The organism is Streptomyces sp. NPDC002088, from assembly GCF_040296605.1.
Taxonomy (GTDB): domain Bacteria; phylum Actinomycetota; class Actinomycetes; order Streptomycetales; family Streptomycetaceae; genus Streptomyces.
Genome location: NZ_JBEOXO010000017.1, coordinates 40,948 through 53,290 on the forward strand (window position 1 = coordinate 40,948; position 12,343 = coordinate 53,290).

Annotated in this window: 11 protein-coding genes and 2 pseudogenes; 8 read left to right on the forward strand and 5 right to left on the reverse strand. The window is 67.1% G+C overall.

Annotated elements, in window-relative coordinates; translation table 11 throughout:
- Positions 1 to 33: 33 nt before the first annotated feature.
- The 4 genes and pseudogenes from ABT114_RS30785 to ABT114_RS30800 form a co-directional block, all read right to left on the reverse strand.
- On the reverse strand, positions 34 to 561 hold the full coding sequence (locus ABT114_RS30785) for a hypothetical protein (RefSeq protein WP_351146156.1): 528 nt from the start codon (positions 559 to 561) through the stop codon (positions 34 to 36).
- 113 nt (positions 562 to 674) lie between these two features.
- Positions 675 to 1,337 (reverse strand): annotated as a pseudogene (locus tag ABT114_RS30790) (glycoside hydrolase domain-containing protein); the annotation flags it as partial.
- Positions 1,301 to 1,570, reverse strand: coding sequence for a hypothetical protein (locus tag ABT114_RS30795; protein WP_351146308.1), 270 nt, complete (start codon positions 1,568 to 1,570; stop codon positions 1,301 to 1,303). The pseudogene ABT114_RS30790 and the gene ABT114_RS30795, both read right to left, overlap by 37 nt.
- A 143-nt stretch (positions 1,571 to 1,713) precedes the next feature.
- Positions 1,714 to 1,863: a toxin-antitoxin system HicB family antitoxin gene (locus tag ABT114_RS30800; RefSeq protein WP_351146157.1), complete on the reverse strand. Its 150-nt coding sequence runs from the start codon at positions 1,861 to 1,863 to the stop codon at positions 1,714 to 1,716.
- A 28-nt stretch (positions 1,864 to 1,891) separates the two neighbouring features.
- On the opposite strand from ABT114_RS30800, the gene ABT114_RS30805 reads away from it, so the two are divergent.
- The gene (locus ABT114_RS30805; protein ID WP_351146159.1) at positions 1,892 to 3,181 is read left to right on the forward strand and encodes an RNA-guided endonuclease InsQ/TnpB family protein; all 1,290 of its coding nucleotides are present in this window, start codon (positions 1,892 to 1,894) and stop codon (positions 3,179 to 3,181) included.
- A gap of 20 nt (positions 3,182 to 3,201) precedes the next feature.
- Here the strand turns inward: ABT114_RS30805 and ABT114_RS30810 are convergent.
- Positions 3,202 to 3,697 (reverse strand): annotated as a pseudogene (locus tag ABT114_RS30810) (GH92 family glycosyl hydrolase); the annotation flags it as partial.
- Positions 3,698 to 4,060: 363 nt separating this feature from the next.
- Between ABT114_RS30810 and ngcE the strand changes: the two are divergent.
- The 7 genes from ngcE (at position 4,061) to ABT114_RS30845 (ending at position 12,336) form a co-directional block, all read left to right on the forward strand.
- On the forward strand, positions 4,061 to 5,512 hold the full coding sequence (ngcE, locus tag ABT114_RS30815; RefSeq protein ID WP_351146160.1) for an N-acetylglucosamine/diacetylchitobiose ABC transporter substrate-binding protein: 1,452 nt from the start codon (positions 4,061 to 4,063) through the stop codon (positions 5,510 to 5,512).
- Between the two features lie 49 nt (positions 5,513 to 5,561).
- Entirely contained in the window at positions 5,562 to 6,488 is a 927-nt protein-coding gene (locus ABT114_RS30820; protein ID WP_351146161.1) for a carbohydrate ABC transporter permease, read from the forward strand.
- A gap of 4 nt (positions 6,489 to 6,492) precedes the next feature.
- Positions 6,493 to 7,416 carry a carbohydrate ABC transporter permease gene (locus ABT114_RS30825; protein WP_351146162.1) on the forward strand — a complete coding sequence of 308 codons (924 nt, stop codon included), beginning with the start codon at positions 6,493 to 6,495 and terminating at the stop codon, positions 7,414 to 7,416.
- Between the two features lie 144 nt (positions 7,417 to 7,560).
- Positions 7,561 to 8,760 carry an ROK family transcriptional regulator gene (locus tag ABT114_RS30830; RefSeq protein ID WP_351146163.1) on the forward strand — a complete coding sequence of 400 codons (1,200 nt, stop codon included), beginning with the start codon at positions 7,561 to 7,563 and terminating at the stop codon, positions 8,758 to 8,760.
- A 121-nt stretch (positions 8,761 to 8,881) separates the two neighbouring features.
- Complete coding sequence (locus ABT114_RS30835) at positions 8,882 to 9,979, forward strand: sugar ABC transporter substrate-binding protein (protein WP_351146164.1); 1,098 nt, start codon at positions 8,882 to 8,884, stop codon at positions 9,977 to 9,979.
- Positions 9,980 to 10,225: 246 nt separating this feature from the next.
- Entirely contained in the window at positions 10,226 to 11,017 is a 792-nt protein-coding gene (locus ABT114_RS30840; protein ID WP_351146165.1) for an ATP-binding cassette domain-containing protein, read from the forward strand.
- Positions 11,014 to 12,336, forward strand: a complete 1,323-nt coding sequence (locus tag ABT114_RS30845) for a sugar ABC transporter permease (RefSeq protein ID WP_351146166.1) — start codon at positions 11,014 to 11,016, stop codon at positions 12,334 to 12,336. The genes ABT114_RS30840 and ABT114_RS30845 overlap by 4 nt, the downstream gene beginning before the upstream one ends.
- Positions 12,337 to 12,343: the final 7 nt, after the last annotated feature.

Genomic DNA, 12,343 nt, shown 5'->3' on the forward strand with positions numbered 1-12,343 from the left:
GGGGTGTGTGGATCCAGGACAGGTCCTGGCCTTCTAGGCGATGGCCGCGCCGGTGCCGCGCGCGGCACCGATGAGGTCGGAACGGTCCGCTTCGTCGTAGACGCTGATGTCCACGTACGCGCCGTCCGGGATGTCGAAGTTCAGGACCGTGAGGTCCACGGTCTCCGACGTGCCCGGCGCGTTGAAGGTGCCCAGGTCGTGGTAGGTGCCGCCGGATGTGTAGCCGACGGCGACGTAGAAGGTGTCACCGTCGTTCTTCGTGTCGTAGACCCAGAGCTTCTCGTCGTAGGGGTGGAACTCCACCTTGCCGACGAACCAGCCGTCGTCGACGAGTTCCATCTTGACGGCCAGCCCGCCGGCGTCGTTCGCGAAGTAGGTGTTGTCGAACGGGTCGGTGAGGTTCCCGCCGCTGCACGGGCAGTTGTCGGTGTCGTAGTAGTACGCGTGGAACGTGGGGTTCGGGCTGTAGGCCTGGGCGGGCGCGGCCGTGCCGAACAAGGCCGCCGCCACCGTCAGGACCGCTCCCGCGAGCAGCCCCGTGAGCCGTCTGCTGATACTCATCCGTGCTTCGCCCCCCTGCCATTGACGTGCCGCCGGGTGTGCACCGGGCGGCACGTCAATTGTGGGACACGAGACACGCGTGGGGTACCCGGCGACTCCCGCGAGTTACCGGATCAGGCCAGCAACTCGACCTCCGTCAGCGTCGATTCGCCGTCCAGGACCAGCCGGTAGCGCCGGTACGGGCCCGGTTCCGCGACCGAGAAGGCCCGGGTCTGCCGGTCCCACCGGAAGGACTCGCCGGAGCGCCGGTCCAGGTCGTGCCACTTCGCGTCGTCGGGCGAGCCCTGGAGGACCCAGCCGGTGGGCGCCGCGGCCCGGTCCGCGGACGTCAGCGTGTACTGCACGGCCCGCGTGTCCCCGGTGACCGGCAGGTCCACGGTGGACACCGTGGCGCCGGTCGCCGACGTGTTGTCGAACAGTGTCCCGGCGCCCTTCAGGACGTCCGCGCGGGGCGTGGGCACCTTGTCGTCCTCGGTGATCGACACGGGGGCCGCGTGGTTGCCCGTGCCCCAAGCCGAGGGCCGTGGGCCCATGTCGAACTCCAGGACCCCGCCCCTGGCGAGCAGCGCGTGGGGGAGTGAAGTCGACGGCCAGGGACGGCCGTCGACCTTCAGGGCCCGCACGTACACGTTTCGCGCGCTGTTCTTCGGCGCCTTGACGACCAGGTCCCGCCCGTTCTCCAGATGGACCGTCGCCTCGGTGAACAGCGGTGAGCCGACGGCGTACTCGCCGCTGCCCATCACCAGCGGATAGAAGCCGAGCGCGGAGAACAGGTATCAGGCCGACTGCTCGCGTTCGTCACCGGCGTCCAGAAGTTGAAGCCGTGCGGCACGGCGGTCGCGGGGAAGTCGTTGCCGCGCGAGAAGCGGCCACTGGAGTTGGTGCCGCGGGTGGTGAGCGCGTAGTCCGACAGGTGGACCTTCGGCGTCTCCGGGGCCACGGACCTGATCGCCAGGTCGTCCAGCCAGCCGCGGAACTTCGCCGGGCCGGCGGGGGAGTCGTACGCCACCAGGATCAGGTCGACGGTCTTGCCGGCCGCTACCGACCCGATCCGTGCGACGACGTCGTCGTTTCCTCGCAGGGTGCCCCGGCCTTCAGGCTGGGGGTGAATGCGAGCCCCTGCGGAGCAGGGCAGGAATAGGCGAATCGCTGTCAGGGCGATTGGTTGTCGCTCTCTGCGGCGTTGAGGGCGACCTCGAGCAGGTGCAGGATCTCGGCGTTGAGGGACCGCCGGTCGGCGGCTGCCTGAGTGGTAAGTCGGGCGTGGAGTTCTTCGGGGATGCGAAGTGTGAATTTGAACATGCCGCCATTATGCCGCTACCGTGACGGCATGGCAAAGTTCCGCATGTACCCAACGAGCGCGCAGGAACAGCAGATGCTGCTGCACTGCGCGCACGCCCGGTACGTGTGGAACCTGGCGGTCGAGCAGCATGCGCACTGGCGCAGGTGGCGCAAGTCCGCGCCCGGTTTCGCCGAGCAGTGCCGACAGCTCACCGAGGCCCGGCGCGAGAACGAGTGGCTCGGTGCCGGAAACGCGGACGTGCAGCAACAGGCCCTGAAGGACTTCGCCAAGGCCAAGAACGCCCGCTTCACGTCCGGGTTCGGTGAGCCGAGCTGGCGCAAGAAGTTCGTGCACGAGGGCTTCCGCGTCATCGGCACCGACCGCGTCCCGGAGTTCAACGAGGACGGCTCGCCGAAGCTGAACGCGAAGACCGGCAAGCAGGTCATGGGCCGCCTTGTCACGGTGCAGAAGCTCAACCGCAGGTGGGCGCAGGTGAAGGTACCCGGCTGCGGCTGGGTCCGCTTCCGCCTCACCCGGACCGCCCTGCCCGCCGCGAAGACGTTCCGCGTCACCTACCGCAACGGCCAGTGGCACATCGCCTTCGCGATCGTCCCCGAACCCCTCGCCGCACCCGGCACCGGAGAGGTCATCGGCATCGACCGCGGCGTGACCGTCACCGCCGCCCTCTCCGACGGCCGCACACTGAACTGCCCCCAGCTCACCACCCGCGAGCGGGCACAGATCCGCAAGCACCAGCGCCGCGCCGCCCGCGCACCCAAGGACAGCGACGCCAAGACCGCCGCCTACGCCAAGGCCGCCCGCCTGAAGGCCCGCGAAGCCGACCGGCGCAAGGACTGGTGCGAGAAGACCTCGACGATGCTCGCCCGCACCTACGACCTCGTGCGGTTCGAGAAACTCGACATCAAGAACATGACCCGCTCCGCCAAAGGCACCGTCGAGGAGCCCGGTAAGCGGGTCAGGCAGAAAGCCGGACTGAACCGGGCCATCCTGGCCCAGGGCTGGGGCCTGCTCCGGCAGCGCACCGAACACAAGGCGCCGGGCCGGGTCGAAGACGTGCCGGCCCCCTACACCAGTCTGCGATGCAGCGCCTGCGGTTGGATCGACAAGAACTCGCGCAAGAGCCAAGCCGAGTTCGTCTGCTCCTCCTGTGGCTTCACCTGCAACGCGGACACCAACGCAGCAACCAACGTCGCGGCAGGACAGGGCGGGTTCCCCCGCCCCCGGCGCTCAGCCGGTGCCGGAGGGACGACACCGCCCACACAGCGGTCGAGCGTCCGTGAACCTCAACCCAGGCGGGTTGGAATCCCCCTCTTTTAAGAGTGGGGAGGATGTCAATGGTTGACGTAGAGCACCTTGGCGGCGCTCTGCCCCTGCGGCGGCAGCGTGAAGCCGTGCTGGTCGGTCGCGCCTAGACCGCTCAGGTACGTACCGTCGGTGAAGGCCAGGTCCACGGAGACGTTCGTGGCGTCGTAGTCGCGGTCGCCGTCCGCCATGGACGGGAAGATCCGGTACGAGAGCTGGGTGTCTCGGCCGACGGCCACGTTCACGTCGAAGATCTTGTTGTACGACGCCCGCCCGTCGGGATGCCGCGCTGTAGCCGCCGTCGACGCCCGAGGCCCGACCGGTGCCGTCCGGTGCCGTGTCGGCGGTGTTGAGCCAGTCCGGCGCCCGGTCGCCCGCCTCGAACGAGGAAGTGAACTCCTGGTCTGCCCGCGCGACCGCGGGCAGCGCGACCGCCGCCCCACGCGAACCCGCCGCCATGACGAAGGCGGCCGCGAAGGCGACCGCCGTACCCCATCCGTGCCGGGTTCTGTGCCGAGTTCGGTGCCGCATCCGAGGGAGCCCTTCATGTACTGGACAACGTTGTCAATGCCGGGCGCAGGGACCAGTAGGGGGTCAAGTGGCTTGTGGTGTCAAGGGCGTTGCCTGTGGCATTCGGGGCCTATGTCGCGGATTTTTCCAGCAAGGCGGCCACAGGCAGCTCATATTTCCGCGAGGTCTCAACTCGGATAAGACCATTGGCCAACCCTGCATTCGATCTTGCTCCGTCGGCGGGAAGTGGACTATACCTGTCGGCGATTCACCCGATCCGTTCTTCACGATCCGCACTTCCTGCACGACCCTGCTTGACCTGACCGCGGTGCCGGGGAGGATCCGGTTCACCGCCTGAGTCCTGGAGAAGGCGAGGACTTGAGCATGGGATCCACTTCCGCCGAGAACAACGGCACCGCGGGTGTCGGCCGCCGCGATCTGATCAAGCGGTCCGCCGCGCTCGGCTTGATCTCCGTACCGACGATGAGCTTCCTGTCCGCCTGCGCCAGCAGCGGCGGCGACGACGGGGGCAAGGCCAAGGCGGGCAAGAAGACCGCCAAGAACCCCCTGGCCGTGAACGACACCGCGGGGATGGAGTTCGTCCTCTTCGACGGCGGCTTCGGCAAGGAGTACGCCCAGGACGCCGTCAAGATCTACGAGAAGAACTTCCCGAAGGTGAAGGTGAAGTTCTCCGCCACCCAGAAGATCCAGTCCACGCTCCAGCCCCGCTTCAACCAGGGCACCCCGCCGGACCTCATCGACAACTCCGGTGCCGAGCAGATGGACATGGGCGTCCTGGTCGGCAAGAAGCAGCTCGCCGACCTCACCCCGCTCCTTGACGCCGCGTCCTACGACGACCCGAACAAGAAGGTCCGCGACACGCTGCGCCCCGGCATCGTGGAGATGGGCCAGTTCGACGGCGACCCGGTCTGGATCTTCTACTACGCCTACACGGTGTACGGCGTCTGGTACTCGCAGAAGGCCCTGGACTCGCTCGACGCGGAGTACCCGCAGACCTGGGACCAGATGCTCGCGGTGTGCGAGAAGGCCAAGAAGAAGGGCATGGCGGGCTGGACGTACGCGGGCAAGTACCCGTACTACCTCCCCTTCTCGCTGTACCCGATGATCGGCAAGGTGGGCGGCCGCGGGGTCCTGGACGCCATCGACAACCTCGAGCCGAACGCCTGGAAGCACCCGGCCGTCAAGGCGTGCTTCGACGCCTACTACGAGCTCTACAAGAAGGGCTACATCCTCAAGGGCACCCCCGGTATCGACCACATCCAGTCGCAGACCGCGTGGGCCAAGGGCAAGGCGCTGTTCATCCCGAACGGCTCCTGGGTGGAGAACGAGTCGGCGAACGTCATCCCGAAGGACTTCAACCTCGCCGTCTCCGCGCCCACCGGCCTCGACAGCTCCGACAAGATGCCCTTCGGCACCATCTGGGCGTCCGGCGGCGAGCCCTTCATCGTGCCGGCCAAGGCGAAGAACCCCGAGGGCGGCATGGAGCAGCTGCGCATCATGCTCAGCGAGGCGTCCTCGAAGAACTTCACCAGCAAGGTGAAGTCGCTGACCGCGTTCAACGGCGGCACCACCGGGATCACCCTGACCCCGGGCCTCACCTCAGGTGTCGCGGCACTGAAGCTGGCCGGGGACAACGTCCTGAACCCGCGTCTTCAGGACTGGTACGTGCAGCTGCAGAAGGAGCAGATCGGTGTGGCGGGCCTCGGCGAGATGATGGCCGGCCGGCTCACCCCGGCGGAGGCCATCAAGAAGATCCAGGGCTTCGCCGACGCGGCCGCCAAGGACACGTCGATCAAGCACTACAAGCACCAGTGAGCGTCTGTCACCAGCGGCAGCACCCGCCCATAGATCGGGGTAGGTAGTAATGCAGCACGGCAAGTACCGGTTCATCGTGGGGTTTCTGGCACTACCCCTGGGGCTGTACGCGCTTTTCGTCGTCTGGCCGTTCATCCAGTCCATCTACTACTCGTTCACGGACTGGACCGGCCTGAGCCCCGAATTCAAGATGGTCGGCTTCGACAACTACAAAAGGCTGTTCCACGACGACATCTTCTGGAAGTCGTTGAAGCACAGCCTGCTGTTCGCGTTGGTGCTGCCGCTGGTGACGATCAGTCTGGCGCTGTTCTTCTCCTTCATGATCAATGTGGGCGGACGGAGAAGGCGAGGCGGCCCGGTGATTTCCGGCGTCCGCGGCTCCTCCTTCTACAAGATCGTCTACTTCTTCCCGCAGGTGCTCTCGATCGCGATCGTCGCCCTGTTGTTCGCCTTCGCGTACAACCCGGACAGCGGCGCGATCAACTCCCTGCTGCGCGGCATCGGGCTCGACAGCGTCCAGCCGCTGTGGCTGGGCGACCCGAGCCTCGCCCTGTGGTGCGTGATGGCGGTGCTCGTCTGGTCCTCGGTCGGCTTCTTCGTGGTGCTCTTCTCCGCCGGAATGGCCTCCATCCCGGCGGACCTGTACGAGGCCGCGCTGCTCGACGGGGCGAGCCGCGCCACCACATTCTTCCGGATCACCTTGCCGTTGCTGTGGGACACGGTGCAGTCCGGCTGGGTCTACATGGGCATCCTCGCGCTGGGCGCCGAGTCTTTCGCGGTCGTACAGATCATGACGACCGGGCCCGGCGGTCCCGACTACTCGACCACCGTCATGGTCCTGTACGTGTACCAGAAGGCGTTCCGTGACGGTCAGGCCGCCTACGCGACCACCATCGGCGTCGCCCTCCTCGTCGTCACGCTGGCCTTCGCGGCGATCGTGATGCGGCTGGGGCGGCGCGAGCGGCTGGAGTACTGATCAGATGAAGACGACCGATACCCCCGCCTCCGTACCGGCCGAGTCCGGGGCCCCCGTCACCAAGGTCGACGTCCCGGTCGGCCCGCCCGCGAAGGAGAAGAAGGAGGGCAAGGTCCTCAACGTCTTCTCCCACGGCATGCTCATCCTCTGGGCGTTCATGGTCGTGCTGCCGCTGCTGTGGGCGGTGATGACGTCCTTCAAGGACGACAGCTCCATCTTCAGCTCGCCCTGGGCGCTGCCGGACAAGCTGCACTTCGACAACTGGGCGCGGGCCTGGACCGACGCCAACATGAGCGATTACTTCCTCAACACCATTCTGGTGGTGGGCGGTTCGCTCATCGGCACCCTGGTGCTCGGCTCGATGGCCGCGTACGTGCTGGCCCGGTTCGACTTCCCGGGCAACCGCTTCATCTATTACCTGTTCATCGGCGGTATGAGCTTCCCGATCATGCTCGCGCTGGTCCCGCTTTTCTACGTCGTGAACAATATGGGCCTCCTGAACACCATCCATGGCCTGATCCTGGTCTACATCGCCTACTCGCTGCCGTTCACGGTCTTCTTCCTGACCGCGTTCTTCCGCACCCTGCCGGCATCGGTGGCGGAGGCGGCCTTCGTCGACGGGGCCTCGCACTCCCGGACGTTCTTCCAGATCATGCTGCCGATGGCCAAGCCCGGCCTGATCAGCGTGGGGATCTTCAACTTTCTCGGGCAGTGGAACCAGTACATGCTCCCGACGGTGCTCAACACCGACCCGGACAAGCGGGTGCTCACCCAGGGCCTGGTGCAGCTCGCGGCCAGCCAGGGCTACAAGGGCGACTGGTCCGGCCTCTTCGCCGGCCTGGTGATGGCGATGCTGCCCGTGCTTGCGGCGTACATCGTCTTCCAGCGGCAGGTGGTACAGGGGCTCACCGCGGGGGCGCTCAAGTAGGCGGGCGGCTCGTACATGTGTGTGTAGGACCCCGGATACTGTTCAACCTCTTGACGGGAGGCGACCCGAACGGCTCAGCTTAGAGTTCACTAGTTGGACATAGACGGGGCCTCATCGATGCGGTCCCCCGCGCAGGAGGTCGTCGTGGAGACTCCGGGGTCGCAGTCGTCGCTGCACCGAGCCAACCTGGAACGGGTCGTCCGTGCCGTACGGCTGGCGGGATCGCTCACCCAGGCGGAGATCGCGAGGACCACGGGCCTGTCCGCGGCGACGGTGTCCAATATCGTCCGCGAGCTCAAGGACGGCGGAACGGTCGAGGTCACGCCCACCTCCGCGGGCGGCCGCCGGGCCCGCAGCGTCTCTCTGAGCGGCGACGCCGGCATCGTCATCGGCGTCGACTTCGGGCACACCCATCTGCGGGTGGCGGTGGGCAACCTCGCCCACCAGGTGCTGGCCGAGGAGTCCGAACCGCTGGATGTGGACGCCTCCTCGACACAGGGCTTCGACCGGGCGGAGGAGCTGGTCAACCGCCTGATCTCGGCCACCGGCGTGGACCGCACCAAGGTCGCGGGGGTGGGCCTCGGCGTGCCCGGCCCGATCGACGTGGAGTCCGGCACGCTCGGCTCGTCCGCCATCCTGCCGGGCTGGAGCGGCACCAGACCCGCGCAGGAGATGCGAGGGCGGCTCGGCGTGCCCGTGCACGTGGACAACGACGCCAACCTCGGCGCCCTCGGTGAGCTGGTCTGGGGCAGCGGCCGCGGAGTGCGTGACCTTGCTTACATCAAGGTGTCCAGCGGTGTCGGCGCGGGCCTGGTGATCGACGGGAAGATCTATCGCGGTCCCGGCGGAACAGCGGGCGAAATCGGGCACATCACACTCGATGAAGCCGGCCCGGTCTGCCGCTGCGGAAACCGGGGCTGCCTGGAGACCTTCGCGGCCGCGCGCTATGTGCTCCCGCTCCTGCAGCCCAGCCACGGCACGGATCTGACCATGGAGGGCGTCGTCCGGCTGGCCAGGGACGGAGACCCGGGCTGCCGGCGGGTGATCGCCGACGTCGGCCGTCACATCGGTAGTGGGGTGGCCAATCTCTGCAATCTGCTGAACCCGAGCCGGGTGGTGCTGGGCGGTGATCTCGCCGAGGCCGGTGAGCTCGTTCTCGGCCCGATCAGGGAGTCCGTGGGCCGCTACGCCATCCCCAGTGCGGCGCGTCAACTGTCCGTGCTCCCGGGGGCACTTGGGGGCCGTGCGGAGGTGCTCGGGGCGCTCGCGCTCGCACTCAGCGAGATGGGCGATTCAACCCTTTTGGACAGCACGCTGCGCGCGGCTGCACCTGCCTTCACTTAGAGAACGAAACACGCCGTTGCCAACCCGTTAAGTATTTACTTCTTGACGTCGTACGTGCGGCCGAGTTGACTTCCAGCCACCTCGGCCGCAGCGTTGCGGCCCTGTCAGGGAGGCACCCCCAATGAACGCAACGATGCGTAGAGTCGTGATCGGTACCGCTGCGGTTTCGATGGCCCTTTCGATGGCCGCCTGTGGCAAGGCCGGTGACAAGGACTCCGACAACAGCAGCAGCTCCTCGGGCGACAAGACCATCGGTCTTCTGCTCCCCGACAGCGTCACCGCGCGTTACGAGAAGTTCGACAAGCCGCTCTTCGAGGCCAAGGTCCAGGAGCTGTGCTCGGACTGCAAGGTCGAGTACGCGAACGCCGCGGGTGACGCTGCCAAGCAGGCCCAGCAGGTCAGCACCATGATCACCAAGGGCGTCAAGGTCCTCGTGATCAGCGCCCAGGACTCTGCCGCCATCAAGTCCTCGATCCAGACCGCGGTGGACAAGGGCATCAAGGTCGTCGCGTACGACCGCCTCGCCCAGGGCCCGGTCTCGGCCTACGTCTCCTTCGACAACGTCAAGGTCGGCGAGCTCCAGGGCCAGGCGCTGCTCGACGCGCTCGGCTCCAAGGCGACCACCAAGTCGAAGGTCGTCATGATCAACGGTGACGACGCCGACCCGAACGCCGGTCAGTTCAAGGAAGGTGCCCACAAGGCCCTCGACGGCAAGGTCGACATCGCCTACGAGCAGTCGGGCCTCTGGAAGGACACCACCGCCGCCCAGAAGATGTCCGCGGCCATCACGCAGATCGGCGCCAAGAACATCGCGGGCGTCTACTCCGCCAACGACGGCATGGCCGGTGGCATCGCGAACACCCTCAAGGGCGCGAAGATCAGCGGCATCCCGCTGACCGGTCAGGACGCGGAGCTCGCGGGTATCCAGCGCATCGTCGCCGGCACCCAGTCCTCCACCGTCTACAAGGCCTTCAAGCCGGAGGCGGACGCCGCCGCCCAGCTCGCGGTCAACCTGCTGCAGGGCAAGAGCATCTCGTCGCTCGCCACCACCACGCAGACCAGCGGCTCCGGCGACAAGGTGCCCTCGCAGCTGCTGACCCCGGTCTCGGTCACCAAGGCCAACATCAAGGACACGGTGATCAAGGACGGTCTCTACACCGTCGCCGACATCTGCACCGCGGACTACGCCGCGGCCTGCAAGACCGCCGGCCTGCAGTAATCACGCGTTACTCGGGCGACTACTCGGACGACGAGTGGCCGCCCGAGCCATGACCGCCCCGCGGTCCCGCGAACCTGTCCGACGCCTGCCCCACCTTCACACCCCGCTGCGGGGCGGGCGTCGGACGGAACCGTTGCCAAGCGCAGCGGATTCGCGCATGTTCATCCTGTAAACCTTGTGCATTTCGCACATCCCTCCGCGCCTGTTCTCGAGCGCGGCATCCCCGCCGGTCAGGCGGCGAAGGAGATGGTTCACGTGTCCGCTACGCCCGTGCTGGCGTTGCGCGGAGTCTCCAAGCGATTCGGTGCAGTCCAGGCACTCACCGATGTCGAGCTGGAGGTCCACGCCGGAGAAGTGGTCGCCCTGGTGGGCGACAACGGCGCAGGAAAGTCGACCCTGGTCAAGACGATCGCCGGTGTCCACCCCATCGATGAGGGCGTCATCGAGTGGGACGGCAAGCCGGTCAGCATCAACAAGCCGAACGACGCCCAGGGACTCGGCGTCGCGACGGTCTACCAGGACCTCGCCCTGTGCGACAACCTCGACGTGGTCGGCAACCTCTACCTCGGTCGCGAGCTGCTGCACCGGGGCGTCATCGACGAGGTGACGATGGAGCAGAAGGCGCGTGAGCTGCTGAGCACGCTCTCCATCCGCATCCCGAGCGTGCGCATCCCGATCGCCAGCCTCTCCGGCGGTCAGCGTCAGGTCGTGGCCATCGCCCGTGCCCTGATCGGCGACCCGAAGGTCGTCATCCTCGACGAGCCGACCGCCGCCCTCGGCGTCGAGCAGACCGCGCAGGTCCTCGACCTGGTCGAGCGGCTGCGCGAACGCAACCTCGGCGTCATCCTCATCAGCCACAACATGGCCGACGTGAAGGCCGTCGCGGACACCGTCGCCGTGCTGCGCCTGGGCAAGAACAACGGTTCCTTCTCCGTGAAGGACACCAGCCACGAAGAGATCATCGCCGCGATCACCGGAGCCACGGAAAACGCCGTGACCCGTCGTGCGGGGCGTCGCAGCACGGAGGCCGCAAAGTGAGCGACACGTCCAAGGTTTCCAAGGCGGAGGCCGAGGTGGAGCACCAGAACACGGTGGCTCCCGCCGACGACCCCACGGCCGCTCCGGTGTCCGTCGTCGACCCGCGTCTGCTGGTCCGCGAAGAGGGCCTCAAGGGCTACGTCACCGAGTTCAAGCGCAAGGTGAAGGGCGGCGAGCTGGGCTCGCTGCCGGTCTTCGTCGGTCTGATCATCATCTGGACGATCTTCCAGGTGAAGAACGACCTGTTCCTGAGCGCGGACAACCTGTCGAGCATCAGCTACTTCCTCTCGGCCACCGGCATGCTCGCCATCGGCCTGGTGTTCGTCCTGCTGCTCGGTGAGATCGACCTCTCCGTCGGCTCGGTCAGCGGTCTGGCGTCCACGGTCTTCGCGGTGTTCGTGGTCGACCACGGCATGAACCCCTGGTTGTCCCTGATCCTGACGATCGTGACCGGTGCTCTCATCGGCGCGCTGCACGGCTGGTTCTTCGCCAAGATCGGTGTGCCCGCCTTCGTCGTGACCCTGGCCGGCTTCCTGGGCTGGAACGGCCTGATGCTGTGGCTGCTCGGTTCCAGCGGCACCATCAACATCCCGGCCGATGACGGCCCGGTGCACCTGCTCGGCCAGAGCTCGTTCTTCATGGACCAGGCCATCATCGGCGCCTACCTGCTGGCCGGCCTCGGTGTCCTGTCGATGCTCGCCGGTTCGTTCATGGACCAGCGCCGCCGCCGGGCCGCCGGGGTACCCTTCCGGCCCACCAGCGAGATCCTGCTGCGCGTCGCGGCGCTCGCCGTGGCGTCCTTCGCCGCCGCGGCCGTGCTGAACAACGCCTCCGGTGTCTCCAACGCCCTGGTGATCTTCCTCGCGTCCCTGGTGATCGTCGACTTCGTGCTGCGGCGCACCACGTACGGCCGCAAGATCTTCGCGGTCGGCGGTGGCATAGAGGCGGCCCGCCGGGCCGGTATCAGCGTGCCCATGGTCCGCATCAGCGTCTTCGCCATCTCCGGCGGTTTCGCGGCGGTCGGCGGTATGTTCTTCGCCGGCCAGACCGCGAGCGCGACGCTGAACGCCGGTGGCGGCAACACCCTGATGCTCGCCATCGCGGCGGCCGTCATCGGCGGTACGAGCCTCTTCGGCGGTCGCGGAAACGTCTGGTCGGCCCTCCTGGGCATGCTGGTCATCCAGTCGATCCAGACCGGTCTGGACCTGCTCAACATGAACACCTCCATCCAGTACATGATCACTGGTGCGGTGCTGCTGGGCGCGGTCGTCATCGACTCCGTCTCGCGCAAGAGCCAGAAGGCCGCCGGGCGCGCGTAACGCGTCA